Annotated in this window: 11 protein-coding genes; 3 read left to right on the top strand and 8 right to left on the bottom strand. The window is 47.1% G+C overall.

The window, feature by feature from the left end:
- Positions 1-90: 90 nt before the first annotated feature.
- The 6 genes from dctP to Q1Q15_RS10690 form a co-directional block, all read right to left on the bottom strand.
- Positions 91-1,095, bottom strand: coding sequence for a TRAP transporter substrate-binding protein DctP (gene dctP, locus Q1Q15_RS10715; protein ID WP_300459443.1), 1,005 nt, complete (start codon positions 1,093-1,095; stop codon positions 91-93).
- A gap of 36 nt (positions 1,096-1,131) precedes the next feature.
- Positions 1,132-3,483: an FAD binding domain-containing protein gene (locus tag Q1Q15_RS10710; RefSeq protein ID WP_300459440.1), complete on the bottom strand. Its 2,352-nt coding sequence runs from the start codon at positions 3,481-3,483 to the stop codon at positions 1,132-1,134.
- Entirely contained in the window at positions 3,480-5,879 is a 2,400-nt protein-coding gene (locus Q1Q15_RS10705; protein WP_300459437.1) for a xanthine dehydrogenase family protein molybdopterin-binding subunit, read from the bottom strand. The genes Q1Q15_RS10710 and Q1Q15_RS10705 overlap by 4 nt, the downstream gene beginning before the upstream one ends.
- On the bottom strand, positions 5,880-6,380 hold the full coding sequence (locus Q1Q15_RS10700) for a 2Fe-2S iron-sulfur cluster-binding protein (RefSeq protein ID WP_300459434.1): 501 nt from the start codon (positions 6,378-6,380) through the stop codon (positions 5,880-5,882). It abuts the gene before it with no gap.
- A 219-nt stretch (positions 6,381-6,599) separates the two neighbouring features.
- Complete coding sequence (locus Q1Q15_RS10695; RefSeq protein ID WP_300459431.1) at positions 6,600-8,231, bottom strand: PAS domain-containing protein; 1,632 nt, start codon at positions 8,229-8,231, stop codon at positions 6,600-6,602.
- A 213-nt stretch (positions 8,232-8,444) separates the two neighbouring features.
- Positions 8,445-10,166 carry a methyl-accepting chemotaxis protein gene (locus tag Q1Q15_RS10690; RefSeq protein ID WP_300459429.1) on the bottom strand — a complete coding sequence of 574 codons (1,722 nt, stop codon included), beginning with the start codon at positions 10,164-10,166 and terminating at the stop codon, positions 8,445-8,447.
- A gap of 430 nt (positions 10,167-10,596) precedes the next feature.
- On the opposite strand from Q1Q15_RS10690, the gene Q1Q15_RS10685 reads away from it, so the two are divergent.
- The 3 genes from Q1Q15_RS10685 to Q1Q15_RS10675 all read left to right on the top strand — a co-directional run bounded on the left by Q1Q15_RS10685 (position 10,597) and on the right by Q1Q15_RS10675 (position 15,045).
- The gene (locus Q1Q15_RS10685) at positions 10,597-11,955 is read left to right on the top strand and encodes a DUF3300 domain-containing protein (RefSeq protein WP_300459427.1); all 1,359 of its coding nucleotides are present in this window, start codon (positions 10,597-10,599) and stop codon (positions 11,953-11,955) included.
- Positions 11,956-12,168: 213 nt separating this feature from the next.
- On the top strand, positions 12,169-14,394 hold the full coding sequence (locus tag Q1Q15_RS10680) for an NADP-dependent isocitrate dehydrogenase (protein ID WP_300459425.1): 2,226 nt from the start codon (positions 12,169-12,171) through the stop codon (positions 14,392-14,394).
- Between the two features lie 324 nt (positions 14,395-14,718).
- Positions 14,719-15,045 (top strand): antibiotic biosynthesis monooxygenase, encoded by a 327-nt coding sequence (locus Q1Q15_RS10675; RefSeq protein ID WP_300459423.1) that lies wholly within the window; start codon positions 14,719-14,721, stop codon positions 15,043-15,045.
- A gap of 28 nt (positions 15,046-15,073) precedes the next feature.
- Here the strand turns inward: Q1Q15_RS10675 and Q1Q15_RS10670 are convergent, their stop codons facing one another.
- A complete protein-coding gene (locus Q1Q15_RS10670) occupies positions 15,074-16,297 on the bottom strand; it encodes an MFS transporter (protein ID WP_300459420.1) in 1,224 nt (407 codons plus the stop codon).
- A complete protein-coding gene (locus Q1Q15_RS10665; protein ID WP_300459417.1) occupies positions 16,294-16,422 on the bottom strand; it encodes a hypothetical protein in 129 nt (42 codons plus the stop codon). The genes Q1Q15_RS10670 and Q1Q15_RS10665 overlap by 4 nt, the downstream gene beginning before the upstream one ends.
- Positions 16,423-16,910 lie beyond the last annotated feature (488 nt).

Raw genomic sequence — 16,910 nt, 5'->3', positions numbered from 1 at the left:
ACCGTATCCCATGATGTTTGATCCATTGTCAACATGAGCAGCCATCCTCCCCTATTCAGGGGAGGACGGCTGCTGCAGTGTTTTCGTTGATTATTTTCCCTTTTCCTCAAGGAATTTTCGAAGCATGGCAACCGCCTCTGCATTGGCTGGATTTTTGGCTGCTTGAACGTCCCAGGTCTCCCGGGCCACTTTTTTCAGCCGTATTGCTTCTTCAGGACTTAAATGGATGGTTTTTACCCCATATTCTTCTGCCTTTTTAAACCCAATGTTATTTTCTATGGCGATTCTGTCATACATGGGACGAATATTTTCCTTCATGACTTTTACGTACGTTTGTTGTGTGTCAGGGGATAGTTTTTTCCATGAATCCATATTTATGGACCAGTCAAACACAAGAGGATCAAGGATAGCCGGCAGACTGATATATTTGATAACTTCTTTTATTTTTACGGTTTCCAGTTCAGCAGGTCCCCACAGGACACCGTCAATGGTTCCCAGTTTCAATGCCATGTAAACTTCACCCGGGTCAAACATCACCGGTTTTGCTCCAAACGCCTCTACGACCGCGGCCATAAGGCCCCAGGCCCAAATCTTTTTTCCTTTGTAATCTTCCAGCTTATTCACGGGAAAATTCGAGAACAGGGTCACAGGTCCCCAGGGAAGGGGGCAGCCCACAAAAATATTGTATTTTTCTTCATGCTTTCTAAACCAGTCAAGGAATCCGTAATCATAGTAAAATTCAATTACATCATCAAAACTGTCCCATGAAAACGGCAGTCCGAAGGCAATATTTCCGGCTTCAGTTCGTGCCATGGGCGGCATGTATGCGGCATCAAACACGCCATGGGATAAAGCCGCACCCATCTCTGCTTCCGGTACAATCTGCCCGACCTGAAAAAAAGTTGTGGCCAGTTTTCCCTTTAGGGCCTCATTGGTAACTTTAACCATGCCCTGTGCCTGATGAACAGTCCCTGAATCCATGGGGGGGAAGCTGGTCTGGGCTTTCCATTTGATTTCTCCGGCAAAAACCGTGAGTTGACCGAATAAAAACAATAATGCAACAACGACTGCTGAAACAAATCCAGTTTTTTTCATTTTCCTTCTCCTTTGATATATTTTATATATTGCCTGCTATAAAATTGAGGACAGGATTGTCCGTTTAACCATTGCCTTAATTATTTTTTGTTTATACCCATTGTGTGCCAGCAGGACAACCCCTTCCACAGCCAGACTGGCCGCTTCTGCTGCTTTTACATTTTTGACGGAATTTCCCTCCAGCATCATTTCCGCTTTTCTTACCCGCATGGGTACGGGCGCAGCGGCTCCCAGAACAATTCTTGCTTTTTCAATACGGCCATCGACTATTTTCAATACCACGGCGACGCCGGCAATGGGAAAATCTATGGCATTCCTGATTCTGAATTTCATATATGCGGTCTTGATATTGTCCTGAAAAGGGATAACAACAGAAGATACCAGTTCATTGTTTTCAAGTATGGTCGAGGTCATGACCCCTGCTGTAAAAAATGCTTCTGCCGGAATAGTCCGTTGTGTGGTAATCATCACGGCATCAAGGGCGACAAGAACCGGGGCAAGGTCAGAAGGCGATACGGCCACACAGCCGCAGTTCATGCAGCGGGCAGCTTCCCTTGATACCTGTTCCAGGCTGAGACCGCCAAGGTCTTCCAATGCCATTTCCCGGTTTTCCACCGGCTTTAAGATTCCTTTTTCTCCAAAAGAATTGTCGAGACAGGAAGGATTAAACGGGTTCATTAATTTTTTTTCATTCCCGGCATTTTTATCGGCACATCCAAGGTATTGATGTATTGACCGGGCTGCCTTTTGTCCAGCTGCCACAGCACTGACAACAGTGGCCGGCCCGTCTGCACCGTCACCACCGGCGTAGATTCCTTTGACACTGGTTTGCCGGGTATCTGGATCTGAAATAATAAAACCGTTGTCAGTTTTAATGCTTGTGTCCAGAAAAGCCGCATCCGGTTGCTGACCAACAGCAATGATAACCATATCTGCTTTTAAATTTTTTTGTTTGTCCGTATTAAAAATCGGTGCAAACCGCTTCTCCTGATCAAAAACCGATGTACATGCCACAAGATCAATGCGGGTGACCCTGCTGCCTTCAACACCAACGCTTGAAGGCCCCCAGGAGGTCAGCAGCGTTATCCCCTCTTGGATGGCCTGTTCAATCTCCTGGTGATGAGCCGGCATTTCCTCTCTTTTTTCAAGACAGATCATGGTTACGGTGTCTGCTCCCAGCCGTTTGGCGCTGACCGCTGCATCCACTGCCACGTTTCCACCACCGATAACAATGGTATGGTTACCCAGCATTTGAGATTTTTCAGAATCCGGCATCACCAGGAAATCCAGCCCGGACACGGTGTGGTCCTCTCCTTTAATACCAATGCTGGGTGCCGCCCAGGTCCCGCCGGCAAGATAAAGGGCATCAAATTTATTCTTCAATTCCTCAATTGGCAGGTCCTTACCGATTTCAGTCTGTTGTTTGAACTCAATCCCCATATCCACAAAGGCAGACGTCAGTTGATCCATTATTTTTTCCGGCAGCCGGAAATCAGGGATCGCATATCGCAGCATTCCTCCGGGCTTATCCATTTTGTCAAAAACCACTACTTTGTGACCGGCACATCTCAGGTAATATGCCGCTGAAAGGCCCGACGGACCGGACCCGACCACGGCAACAGCTTTACCTGTTGACTCGATTGGGCCTGCCATTGTCCGGGTATGGTTTTCAAGGATATAGTCGCCTAAAAACCGTTCCACCCCCCTTACGGAAACCGTTTCATCCACCCGGGAGCGGCTGCAGTTGTCCTCACAAAAGTGGGGGCAGACCCGGCCCGTAACCGCCGGCATGGGGTTCTTTGCCAGCAGAATCGCCGCTGCCTCATCTAATTTTCCCATCCGGATCATCTCCATGTAAGCCGGAATCTCAGTTCCGGCAGGACAGGCAGATGAGCAGGCCGTCTTTTCCACCCGCATGGACCCAAAGATGGAATGATACCGGTTATCACCATGGAGAGCATTACAATAATTGCCGCCTTTGCGGATACAATTAAAGGTATTGTCCGGATGGCGATAATACCAGCACCTGGGTTCCTGGCAGATATTTCCGGCCACCGTACCACTGTTCCTGATCTGGGGGGAGGCCACAGACCGGGCTGCATCAGCCAGAAGGGGAAATTTGGCCTTAATGACCTGACTTTTTTCAATGTCGCATATCAGGGTCATGCCGCCCAATACCAGATTCTGATTTCTTTCTTCTATATAGGCAAGTCCATCAATGGTCTTCAGGTCCACAACCGCCTGGGGATACTGGGGGTGGATGGCCGCTTTAAGGCCGCCGTAAATGTCGGTTCCACCGGCGACAGGTCTTGCCTTGTCGCCATATTCGGAAAGAATGGCAGCGGCCTCGGTCAAAGACGTTGTTTTAACATATCCAAAGTGTTTCAATTTCCCACCTCCTCTTTTTGAGCGCATCCTGCCCGATCAACGGCATCAAGTGCTGCCAGAACCTTTTCCGGCTTAAAGGGTGTTGCGTCAACCCGGGCTCCGGTGGCATTATATACGGCATTGGCAATGGCCCTGGCCGTACAGGTGGTGACAGACTCACCGATTCCGCAGGCACCATATTCCCCGGCACCTTCCCACACTTCCATGGCCACAGGTTCGATATCGGGCATATCCAGCATGGTGGGGATAAGGTAATCCACCCAGTTAAAATTCAACGGGATACCGGTTGTTTTGTCATAGACAATCTCCTCGGTAAGCGCTTCCCCCAGCGCCATGGCCTGGCCGCCGATAAGCTGGGCCTCGGCCCCGGTGGCGTACATAACCGTCCCGCAGTCATTCAACTGCACAATTTTTTTTACATGTATTCTACCCAGTTCAATATCGACATCCACCTCTGCAAACGTGGCTTCATAAGGGACACCGGTCTTGTCAAGGGGGGTCAGCTTTTCAACCATTACCGGTATGGGCACCAATGTTTCGTTCCATAACAATTCTTTGATCGACATGTTTTTGTCTGGATCGGAGCGTACAAACACCCGGCCATTTTCAATATCCATATTTTCAATTGATTGTTCAAACTTTTTTGCCGCCATGGCCAGGATTTTAATTTTTAATTTTGCCGCTGCCTCGGGCATTAATTCAGCATGAAGATAGGATACTGAACTGTCTGTCTGAACCATGTCTTTCAGGCCGGTTTCGGTATCTGCTTTTTCAACCCATTTGATATCTTCAGGCGTAATGCCGAGAAAACCAAGATGGTCGGCACAGGCCCATACAGCGCATGAATTTGATCCGCAGCCTGTCTCTGCCATGGGTGCATCCAGAATAACACTCAGATCAGGATTAAGCCTGAGACCAAGCTGTACCATACCCCTTGGTTCTTCCTGCCAGGCGGTATGCCATCCGTCATGCAGGGAAAAACCAAACCCTTTTTTGCACCTGCCATCAATCAAAGGGCCCTGGTTCGTGGGCAGTCGTTTTTCCCAGCCGATTCTTTGGGCGCCCTCCCGAAGCACTGCTGTCACGCTTTTATTTGGGGGGGGCTCCCATTCATGGCTGAAATTTTTAATGGCCAGGTCAATGGGGTCCATACCCAGTTTTTCTGCCATCAGCTCCACAGCAATAAACAGGGCCATATTTAGCTGATTGTTCCCGATCCCTCTTTTACAGCCGCTGGGAATTTTGTTGGTATAAACACCATATCCTTCCATTTTCATATTGGGGATATGGTGTAAAAGGCATTCATCCATTTCAAAGCCGGTCATGAATTTTAATGCAGCAATGGTATGTTCGGAATAAGCACCTGCATCACCAATACCATTAAAATAACACCCTGTAATACTTCCGTCCTTTGTTGCGGACATCTTCAAGGTCCATTCTATGGCATTCCTTGTGTCGTGGAAATCCTCCTGCCGGGTATGTTTGTATTTTACGGGTCTTTTTGCCCTTTGCGCAGCAATGGCGGTAAAGATATAATAACTTTGATCCCCCGTATTTGACCGGCCGAAACTGCCGCCGATATATGGGCAGATCACCCTTACCTTGTGTAATTTCATATCCAGCATCTGGGCAATGTACATCCTTGTCTGGTCCGCTTGGTACAGATTTGTCCAACAGGTAAGTTCATCTTTGTGCCAGTTTAAGAGACATCCCCGGGTATCCAGACACCCCTGATCTGCAAAATGATAATCAGACTGTACTTCAACAATTTCGTCGGCATTGGCAAAGGCATTGTCTAAGTCTCCACGAACGCGAAAAACATCCGGCCCGCATAATTCTTCACAGGGAAGAATATTGGACTTGGGATCAATTTCCGGATGAATAACGGGCGCACCCTTCTTCATGGCCTCTTTCGGGTCTAATTCAAAGGCAAGCTCTTCCCATTGCACTTTCATGGATTTCAATGCGTCATAAGCGATTTCTTCGGTTTCAGCCGCAACAACCGCTCCCACCTGGTCCCCTGAATAGTGCGCTTTGGCACCCAGCACTTTCCTGTCTCTGTAATTTGGATAATACATGGTGTCATAGGCCGCTGTATTAAAGCTTGTCCATGAATTGGTCGTCGGCTTGAGTGCTTCAATTTCCGGATCATCATACCGAAGCACGACATGAACACCCGGCATTTTTTCGGCAGCACTTGTATCAAGGTTTTTTATGATTGCATGGGGAAAGGGGGACCGTAATACCTTGGCATGAAGCATTCCCGGGAAACGAAGTCCTGAAGCGATATCGTCCAGGAATTCACTCGAACCGGAAGCCTTTTGATAGCCTTCTATTTTCGGCCGGTAGGACCCGACAAATTGTCTCGGCTTTCTGGGCTCAAATTGTCTGCTCATTTATTCGACCCCCTGATTCACCACCCGCTCTACAGCACGGGCAACAGCAGGATAACATCCGCATCGGCACAAGTTACCGGACAGGCCAAGTTTTATTTCATCAAGATCCGGACTGGGATTTTCATTCAGCAGTGATTTTGTTGCCATGACAAATCCGGGCGTACAGAATCCGCACTGCATTGCCGTTCCATACCCGGGTTCAGACTGTTCAGCAAATGCCTGAATGACCGGATCATTATCCCCCAGTCCCTCCACTGTGACCACTTCACGGCCGTCTGCCGCCATGGCCAGGATCATGCAGGATAAAACGGCTTTGCCATCCAGCAAAACAGTACAGGCGCCGCAGGCACCCTGGTCACAGGCTATTTTTACCCCGGTAAGCCCCAGTTTTTCCCTGAGCAAATAAGAAAGGGTCTCAGACGGCTCAATGTCCCGGCCAATCATTAATTCGTGCAACGCCCCGTTAATCGTAATTTTTATTGTACCCTGTCCATTCTTCATCGAATTCTCCTTTGATAACTGCATATCGTTGTAACTGGATAATAAAATGTTTAACAAAGGAATGTAGGAAATGAAATATGAGAAGATTATTAGGGGATTAACAGGGTTAACCTATCAATATCGTCCTTGTTTTCATCATGTCGACCTTGTTTAAGATAACATTCCGGTCCCGAGCAAAGAAACCCCATCCTGACCAGAATAAAAGCCTTGAAACGTGGATTAATCCCTTCCCAGGTTTTGAAGATAAGATGCCAGGTTGACTTTTTCATTGGTGATTTCCAATTTGGACCGGATGTTGTTGCGGTGAAACGAAATTGCTGCCGGAGATACGTTAAACAATTCTGCGATCTCCTTGGTATTTTTTCCGTTTTTTACCAGGTCTGCCACCCTTATTTCTGTGGGTGACAACCTGTTCTTCCAGGATGACATGGTTTTAATAAAAGAGGAAGTGATATTGATCAGATTGGATGAAATGATATCCACAAAGGTCTGTTGGTTCTGATCCAGTTCTGTAACCGACAGATCCTGAAGATAAGGAACAACCAGTTTATCAAGGCTTTCAGACATATTATGCTGCATATCCTTAAGTTTTTTTTCCTGATGTTCCAGCAGTATGGACAGTGCATCATTGAGTTTCTGCAGTTTTGCGGTCTGCCTTGCCAGTTGCAAATCCCTTTTTTTTATTGTGCTGGATGCCTTAACCCGGTCAGTGACATCAAACATAATACCATTTGAATACGTCAAATTTCCTTTTTCGTCTGTCAAATGGTTTTCTATGATTTGAACCCAAAGCCATTCCTGGCGTTCCGGGTGAAAAACCCGGACCGTTTCTTCCATTTTCCGGGGAACCGGTTTTTTCCTTAATGTCTGCCTTATTCTTTCAGCATCCTCTGTATGCAATGTATTCAGCCAGACATCCAGACCGTTTTCCGTGGCTCCCAGGATATCCATAATTGACGGACTGGCAAAAATAATCTCCGGATGAAACGGGTCTTTTTTATCAAACATTAGCCGATAAATGGCGAAATCAGTTGCAGTCTCCATCAAGGACCTCAAGTGTTCATCACTTTTCTTTAAGGAATGTTCTGCAAGTTTGCGTTTGGTGATATCCTGTCCAAACCCGAAAACCCGTATTCTGTTTCCATGATGATCAAAGACAGGTATGAAAGAATCATCAATCCACCTTAATTGCCCGTCCGGCCGGATGATCCTGTATTGGATGTATAAATTATCCTTTTTTAAATTACCAATCGCCGCCATTACCCAGTCCTTGTCATCCGGATGGATGGATTCCGTCCATTTGGAAGGCGGGTTCATCACCTCATCATGGCTCATTCCCCAGATCTGGCTGCCCAGTTTATTTGCATAAACCGCATCAATGCCGTCTGTATAATCCGCAAAGATAATGGGCATATTCTCAACCACCTGAAAAAACCGATTTTCAGAGGCTTTTCTTTTTTTCTTCTCTTTGAGCAGGCGCAGGAATGTGTTCACCCGTGATATGATTGCCATTTTTTCTAACGGCTTAACAAGAAATTCTGCCCCCCCCTCCTGGATCATTTTTTTTGAACTGGATTTCATTTTTTTATCAACCAGAAGGATCATTGAGGCATGAAAAGGTTTAACCAGGTCCCGAATCTGCTGACTGGCTTCGCTATAATTTTTTGGCAGCACCTGGTCATCCATGAGAATCAAATGACTGCTTTCATAATTAATATCTGCTTCTATGAGCGGCTTTTTTTCAAGTGGTTTTAAGGATAAAATTTTAAATATTCCTGGAAAAAAGTGCTGAATACTGGTCTTTATTTTTTTTTCATCCTCGTTTCTAACTCCAATCAATATAAGCTTCATGACATTTCTCAACAATATATCAAATTGTTCCGGTCAGGTTTTCTTCATTCTTCCAGGTTTTAAAAATCGAATCAAGTGCTGCAATTTTGAAAAGTATCAATAATTTTTGGTGTATGCAATTCTTTTGAATTTTTATTCTCCATAAACGACCTGCTACAAAAATTTAAAACCGCGCCGAAAACCGGCAGAGAAGTTGTAGTGGGAATTGTGGAATTATATCTTAAATTGATCCATGGTGGTTTTTAATTCCTTTGACAACTGGCTTAACTCACCGGCACAGGTGTTGATCTGTGCGCAGTTGCCGGACATCTTAGTGGCGGCCTGGTTAAAATCGGCAATATTTTTTGCAATTTCCTTTGCAACATGTGAACTCTGGCTCACATTATCCGTCACTTCCTGAATCCCCAGGGCGGCACTGGTAACATTGCCCGCAATTTCTTTAGTGGTTGCAGACTGTTCTTCAACGGCTGCTGCAACCATGTCTATCATTTCATTGACGCTATTGATGGCAATAGTGATCTCTTCAACTTCAGATACCGTCTCCTGTGTGGAATTTTGAATGCTATCGATTTTTTCTTTAATTTCCAGGGTTGCTTCCGCCGTCTGCCTTGCCAGATCCTTGATTTCGCTGGCCACAACAGCAAAGCCTTTACCGGCCTCACCTGCACGTGCCGCTTCAATGGTGGCGTTTAGCGCAAGTAAGTTGGTCTGCTTTGAGATCTCATTAATCGTTTCCACAACCTTTCCAATCTCAAGGGCAGACATACTCAACGTATCAATATTATCGGATGCTTTTTTTGTCCGGACGACCGCCTGATTGCTTGTGACACGTGTTTGTCCAGTATTTTTAGCAATCTCATTAATCGTTGCAGTCATCTCTTCCGCCGCAGCAGAGACCATGCTGAGATTGATTGAAGTTTGTTCTGCTGCTGCAGCGACCGATGACAGATTGGAACTCATCATATCCGCTGCCACCGCAACTGTATCAGATTTTTCAGACAGTTGATCTGCCCCGTCAGACATGTCTCTGGAAATGGTTAAAAGTTCACCGGATGAGCGGTTGAGCTTTTCTGAATTCCCGGATATGTCGGCAATAATGCCCTGGAGTTTTTGAACAAGCACATTAAACCATTTTGAAAGATTGCCAACTTCATCAGTGGATATTACGTCCAGGCGCTTGGTGAGATCTGCTTCACCTTCGGCAAAATCCTTCACCATGGCACCGGCGTTATTAAGCGGCCCGGTAAATTTATTGGAAAAGAAGGCGGTAATGACAATTATCGCAGCACAAATAACCATTATAAAAATAACCAGTTTCCAGATTTGACGGTTTATATGAGATTGGATAGCCCTTTTTTTTTCAGCCATTATCCTGTCAATATTATCGATATATACACCAGAACCAATGATCCAATTCCATTTTTTCACCAGTTTAACATAAGACGATTTTGGAAAGACCTGATCTTTTATCCCCGGCTTTGGCCAGTCATACGGCACAAAACCGCTGCCTTCTTTTGAGACCACCTCGACCATGGCAATAAATAAATTTTGTTTCCTGCCCATGGCACAATTATATGCTGGATTATCCAGCACTTTTCCTTCCAGTTGAGGGGCAATCGGATGCATGATCATTTTGGGAAAAGGCGTATCTGTATTGTTAATCCAGAGATATCCTTTGTTGTCTTCTCCATACCGGATCGACCGAACGATTTTTATGGCATCCTCTTGGGAGTCGATATTTTCAACAATGGAGCAGACACTTTGAACCAGGTCTTTCAGCTTTTCGTTTTTACCTTCTGACAGCATCTGCTTTGCGGACAGGATTTCTTTCTGCCCCCGGTCCTTAAACGCGTAAATGGTGACGCAACCGGTGATGATTCCCATAACCAATACGCTAAGAACAACTAAAGTGACGAATTTTCCCTTTATTTTCAAATGTTTCACTCCCTTTCATCATGACCGGTTTAACGATGTGACACGCTTTAAGTGTCAGGCATAATATTTAAGGCAGCATACTACACAATGTGGCACATAACAATTGTGTTTTTCAGATACCGGTTCAGGGGGTTGGAGCTACGGGGACATCATAGAGTTCCGGAGACATCATACTTAATTTTGAAAAAGGTGGTCAGAGATAAGTATGGTGTTCCCGTAATTACCCGTAATTATATGGTGTCCCCGTAATTTCGTAATTCTTATTTTTATTGCTTTGGGAACATTTTATGCTTATATTTTTTTCCATATAATTAGGGTAGAATATATTCTGTCCATGTTTTTTTACCGGGGTCCCAAAGCGGTTTCGATGTCACCGCCGTTAGCAGGAGCAACATCATGCCGCAGGACCCGGGCTTTTGAGGAGGTAGTCATGAAGACAACGACCATCTATCATCCGGTCCCTGGATTATTCATCCTGGTTGTTCTTATCTTTTGTTTTGTCTTGCCGCTGAGGCAGGTCCACGCCCAGGACAGCAGCTCTCCGGAGTCGTCTGAAACATATAGCCAAGAGGAACTGGCACAGATGCTGGCACCCATCGCCCTGTATCCCGATGCGCTCCTGTCCCAGGTCCTGATGGCATCAACCTATCCCATTGAAGTGATTGAGGCCAACCGCTGGATCAGGAAGAATCCGGGGCTAAAGGGTGAGGCTCTTAATACAGCGCTTTTGGACAAGGACTGGGACCCCAGCATAAAGGCGGTCTGTCATTTTCCGTCAATTTTTGCCCTGATGAGCGAGCGGATCACTGAGACCACCAACCTCGGCAACGCCTTTCTTGCCCAGGAGGCTGAGGTTATGGACATGGTTCAGGAACTGCGGGCCAAGGCCTATGCCCAGGGAAACCTTACCACCAACGATAATCAAAAGGTCATTGTCGAAAAGGAGACAATCATCATCAAACCGGCAGATTCCAGGATTATCCATGTGCCATACTATGACCCCGTCCTTATCTATGGTCCGTGGTGGTATCCCGCCTATCGGCCCCATTACTGGGGACCGCCGGGCGTCAGCATGGGCATCGGCATCTCATACTGGCCCGGCTTTTATTTTGGTTTCAGTTTTGGTTCCTGGAGCTATTTTGATTGGCCCCACCGCTATATTTATATTGATGTGCATAAACGACCAAGATTTGTCAGGCACGACCGATGGAGAGCAAGGCCCGGCCGCTGGCAGCACGCTCCCATTCACCGGCGGGGCGTTGTCTACCGTGACAAGGTTACCGCAAAGAAATACGGACAACACCCCAATCGCTCCCGGGATTTCAGACACAATACCCGTGATTTTAATGAACCCAAAACGTTGGATCTCCATCGGCGCGGTGACGACCGGACAAGAATTAACCGGGAACGACAGCCAAGGGAATCAGTTGACCGCGACCGAGGAAAACAGACAAGGATCCAACGGGACAAGCAGGAGCGGACCCCAGGTGACCGGCAGGGTCAGACACGGATCAAACCGGAAAGACAGGGAAGGGAACAAGTCAACCGCGACGGGCAGATGCAGCAACGGGTCAACCCGGAAAGGCAAGGTCAGAAACAGGTTGAGTACGAACAGCCGCAAAGGCGCCCCGACAATGCCTTCAACCGGGTCGAAGATGGCAGAAGGGGAGACCCATCAAGCAAGGGCGGCCGGGTCAGCCGACCAGGCATGGGCGATGACTCCCCCAGGAAAAATCGTTCAGGCGGTGACAGCAGACGCGGCCACGGCGGCGGAAAAGGCCAAGATTAATATTGTGCATCATCAAATACGCAGCCATTTTCATTATGGCTATCACTAACCCGGGTCAGGTTTGTGGTATTGTGCTTTTGACCAAAACCTGAACATTGTCCGGGCCTATTGGGTTTTATAATAAGAATTGCTGATGCGATTTGTAATCCCTGGGCGTATGTGCTAATGCTCTTTTTGAATTTTTATACAGACGTTTAACGGTGAGGGAAAAATATGACAAGTCAAAAAATTATTTATACTGAGATTGATGAGGCCCCGGCACTGGCGACCTTGTCCCTGCTACCTGTCCTTCAGGCATATACAAAGGGGTCTGGAATTGTTTTTGAAAAAAAGGACATCTCATTTGCCGGGAGGATTATCAGCCATTTCTCGGAAAATCTCACTGCGGACCAGAAACTTCCCGACCACCTGAGGGAACTGGGCGAACTGGCCAGACAACCGAAAACAAACATTATCAAGCTGCCGAATATCAGCGCCTCCATCCCCCAGCTCAAAGCCGCCATCAAGGAACTGCAGGATAAGGGGTATGATATCCCGGATTATCCTGAAGCGCCCCGGACAGAGACAGAAAAAGAACTGCAGTCACGTTTTGCAACATTACTTGGCAGTGCGGTAAATCCTGTTCTCCGAGAAGGAAATTCCGACAGAAGAGCACCCGCTGCTGTAAAACTATTCGGCAAAAAAAATCCCCATCAGCTCATGAAAGACTGGCCCGCTGATTCCCGGTCCCGCATCGCCCATATGGCAGACGGAGATTTTTATGCCAGTGAAAAATCAATCACCGTTGACAATGATTGCAGCGTTCGCATCGAACATATCGATACCGACGGAAGCATCATGGTTCTGAAACACGGCATTGCCCTTCTTGCGGGGGAAGTGCTGGATGCCGCGGTTCTGAATGTTCAGGCCCTGCGCCGGTTTTATGCCGAACAGATTCGGCTGGCCAAACAAGAGGACCTGCTGCTTTCCCTTCATCTTAAAGCAACCATGATGAAGGTATCTGATCCGATCCTGTTTGGACATTGCGTGTCTGTTTTTTACAGAGATGTTTTCCAGAAACATGCAGACACCCTGGACCGGCTCGGTGTAAATGTCAACAATGGCCTGGGGGAAGTGTATGCCAGGATTCAGGACCTGCCTGAAGCCCAACGAACGGCCATTGAGGCGGATATCATGGCCGTGTATCAAACCAATTGTAAGGTGGCCATGGTGGACTCGGGCAATGGTATCACCAACCTGCATGTCCCCAATAGTGTGATTGTTGATGCCTCCATACCGGTGTTTATCCGCGATGGCGGCAGAATGTGGGGGCCCGATGGTCAGCTGCAGGATACCATCGCCATGGTGCCTGACAGATGCTATGCAACAATATATCAGGTGGTTGTGGAGGATTGCACAAAGAACGGGGCCTTTGATCCGGCCACCATGGGCAGTGTTTCAAATGTCGGGCTGATGGCCCAGAAGGCCGAAGAATACGGTTCCCATGACAAGACTTTTGAGATGACGGCCGGCGGTACCGTTCGTATCATTGATGATTCCGGAACGGTTCTCATGGAACAGGCAGTGGCACAGGGTGATATCTTCCGGTCGTGCCAGACCAAAGACGAACCGGTTCGGGACTGGGTCAAACTCGCGGTTAACAGGGCACGGCAAACCCATACGCCGACCATTTTCTGGCTGGATGAAAACAGGGCCCATGACGCTCGGATCATTGCCAAAGTGAATGCGTATCTGCCGGAGCACGACACCAACGGGCTGGACATTCGCATTCTTCATCCCGAGGCGGCCATGACATTTTCCCTGGAAAGGATCCGGAAGGGCGAGGACACCATTTCAGTCACCGGAAATGTCCTGAGGGACTATCTCACGGATTTGTTTCCGATCCTTGAGTTGGGCACCAGTGCCAAAATGTTATCCATTGTTCCCCTCATGAATGGGGGGGGGCTTTTTGAGACCGGTGCCGGCGGGTCGGCTCCCAAACACGTTCAGCAATTTTTACAGGAAGGACATTTGCGCTGGGATTCCCTGGGTGAATTCTGTGCCCTTGTGCCGTCGTTTGAGCATATCGCCGCAACCTATAACAATCAACAGGCGCAATTGTATGCCCAGACCCTTGACCAGGCCATTGGCAAATTCCTGGAAAATGAAAAGTCCCCGTCCCGCAATGTGAATGAACTGGATACCCGGGGCAGCCAGTTTTATCTTGCCCTTTATTGGGCCCAGGCCCTGGCCGGGCCAACCAGCCCTGCAGAGATTCAAAAGCGGTTTGCGATGGTGGCTGAACAACTGGAAGCCAGTGAACCGGTGATTATAAAAGAGCTCACCGATGCCCAGGGACAACCGGTTGACATTGACGGGTATTATCGACCCAATCGGGATAAAATGGAACAGGCCATGCGGCCGAGTGCAACCTTTAACACGATCATAGACAATCTCTGATTCTGGAAAAACAACCGCCCATAGTCGTCCTTAATATCTTGCTATCCTTGTTTGATTGATAGAGAATCTGTGTATATAAGTTCCACGGGAATTATTTTGTTATGGGTGACCCTGTTCAATGATTTAAACCATAATGAGAAATGCTGGGAAAGTTGATTGCCGATTGACAACAGATCAGATAAATTGATACTGTAAAAACAGAATTTCGCCATCGTGAAACTGAGTTCTTAATTCTTTCAAAATCAATTTCTTTCGATTGTTTGAGTTGTGGTTTGTGCCACATTTTTTTTGTCAGGCAATAATTGTTTAAAAAAGGAGGACATTATGGCAGTTACGATTATTATCAAACGAACCATAAAAGATGAGCATATGGTAAGTCGATTGGCACCCTTGATCGTTCAGCTCAGATCTCTGGCAGCGGTCCAGCCTGGGTTTTTAACGGATCAGACCTTCAGTTGTTTAGACTGTGAAGGAGAATTTCTAATCATGAGCACCTGGCATTTGCTTGAGGACTGGAACAAATGGATGCACAGTGAAGAACGCATGGCCATTCAGCGCCAGGTGGATGAATTGCTGGGGGAAAAAACCGTTTATCGGTATTATGAACCGATTGTGGGTGGCATTCCGCCACAATTTCGTCCAGAGGCTTAAGCCCGGAGCCCGCGGCTGCGAAATTTATCTAGGCTGCCCTGGGCCGGGTCCTTAAGCATAGCAGAAGCCCAAAGGAAATACAGCTGATGATCAATATTAACCAGAAAGCAGCCGTATAGTTGTGGGTCCTGTCAAACAGATATCCGGTGCATATGGGGCCTAAGGCGCCGCCCGTGGCCCCGAAACAAGCCACCACCCCAAACAGAGAGCCATGGGCCCGGATGCCGAATAATTCCACCATAATGGGGGAAATCGCGGTGAAGAAACCACCATGGGCAATGCCATAAATGCAGGCAAACCCGTAGAGTTTCCACAGGGCATCGGCCTTTGGCAGCCATAGCAGGCTGATGAGCAGGAATCCGAAACAAATCCGCATGATTTGTTTGCTGCCTGTGCGGTCAATGGCGATACCGGAAATAAACCGGCCCACAATGCTCACAGCCCCGATAGTGGACAGCACACTCGCTGCCTTGTGGGGGGAAATACCAATGTCTCTGGTATGGGGAACGATGTGCATGATGATACTCATCAGGCAATATACCAACAGCAGATTTACCAGACAAATTATCCATAATTCAGGGGTTTTCCAGGCCCTGGAAAAGGAAAATCCCTGGTTTTGGGATTTTGTCAGTTCCCTTGGCGTGCCGGCGGATGGGTGATAAAAAGAGTCTGGATCCCGTCGAAGAAATTGGGCAATGATCAGCAGAAGGATCAAGGCAGAAAATCCCATGATGATAAAGGCATGCTTCCACCCAAAACCTGCAATGAGAAAACTGGCCAGGATGGGAAATGTGAATTGCCCGGCCCCGGTACCCATCTTGACGATACCGGTCATTTTGCCCCGTTTCAGGGCAAACCACCTGGCAATGGTGGACAGGGCAATAACATCAACAGAACTGAGTCCTATGCCAAAGATCAGGCCAAAAACAAGGTAGAGCTGGAACAGGGTGCTGACCTGAGACATAAGACAGAGTCCCAGGCCGAAAAAAACGGCGGAAATGCCCATCAAAATCCTGGGACCGAAATTGTCATTGAGCCGGCCAATGAGGATGCCAAACAGTCCCGTGATAAAAAAGGCCAGGGAAGAGGCCCCGGAAAGCGACGCTCTGGACCAGCCGAATTCATCCATCAGCGGGTTGAAAAACACACCATAGGAGACATAAACACCCACCCCAATCGCCTGGATACTGAAACAGGTGGTTGTAATGACCTTGCCATAGTTCATGGGTTCTTTGCTCAAAGAAATTGTCATGCCGGGGGGGTCTCCTCAATCACTTTATCGGGTCGACCGGATAATCGGATCATCATTCCCTGGCTTTTACGGACAGGGTCGCCGGTAACCACTCGGGTAGAGAAACTCTTAATGGGTATGTCCATATCAATGATTTTTTCCCATTCGCAATATTATTTTTTCTAACATACACCCATTGGGCCCGGTGTCAACAAGTATAAAAATTTTTCCCCTTTCCATTGAAATTTTTGAAATGTCCATAACCCAGTTGATCCTTTGCCTGTTACCCACTGGATTGCCTGGGTATGGCCGTTAAAAATCTGATCAATGCTTGCATCGTCTGGGAGACGGTTTGGGAAAATTGATATGGTATTATATTTGATGTTGATTTGCTTGTTATCAAAAAATAAAAGGTACCAAAAATATTTTAAAAATAGTGTTCATAATCACTTAAATAATTGAAAATGTTATAAATAATATAAAAAAAACAAGTAGACTATAACAGGATTGATATTTTTTATTGACAATCTTGGTATAATATTTTAATTTTCTGTCATTGCCGAATCATTTTAAAATGGTGACCTTATAATGGGTCTCCAAAAAAATGGACTGTTTTCTTATGTTCCAGAAGATG

It is taken from the genome of Desulfobacula sp. (assembly GCF_030145145.1).
In the GTDB taxonomy this organism is placed as follows: Bacteria; Desulfobacterota; Desulfobacteria; order Desulfobacterales; family Desulfobacteraceae; genus Desulfobacula.
The sequence above is the reverse complement of the archived record's forward strand: the minus strand, read 5'-3'. Positions and strand labels throughout refer to the sequence as shown.

Bases quoted from the DNA above. Each gene is read 5' to 3' on its own strand.
- Q1Q15_RS10705 (WP_300459437.1), bottom strand. From the start codon at position 5,879: ATGAGCAGACAATTTGAGCCCAGAAAGCCGAGACAATTTGTCGGGTCC.
- Q1Q15_RS10670 (WP_300459420.1), bottom strand. From the start codon at position 16,297: ATGACAATTTCTTTGAGCAAAGAACCCATGAACTATGGCAAGGTCATT.
- Q1Q15_RS10665 (WP_300459417.1), bottom strand. From the start codon at position 16,422: ATGGACATACCCATTAAGAGTTTCTCTACCCGAGTGGTTACCGGCGAC.
- dctP (WP_300459443.1), bottom strand. From the start codon at position 1,095: ATGAAAAAAACTGGATTTGTTTCAGCAGTCGTTGTTGCATTATTGTTT.
- Q1Q15_RS10685 (WP_300459427.1), top strand. From the start codon at position 10,597: ATGAAGACAACGACCATCTATCATCCGGTCCCTGGATTATTCATCCTG.
- Q1Q15_RS10695 (WP_300459431.1), bottom strand. From the start codon at position 8,231: ATGAAGCTTATATTGATTGGAGTTAGAAACGAGGATGAAAAAAAAATA.
- Q1Q15_RS10680 (WP_300459425.1), top strand. From the start codon at position 12,169: ATGACAAGTCAAAAAATTATTTATACTGAGATTGATGAGGCCCCGGCA.
- Q1Q15_RS10700 (WP_300459434.1), bottom strand. From the start codon at position 6,380: ATGAAGAATGGACAGGGTACAATAAAAATTACGATTAACGGGGCGTTG.
- Q1Q15_RS10675 (WP_300459423.1), top strand. From the start codon at position 14,719: ATGGCAGTTACGATTATTATCAAACGAACCATAAAAGATGAGCATATG.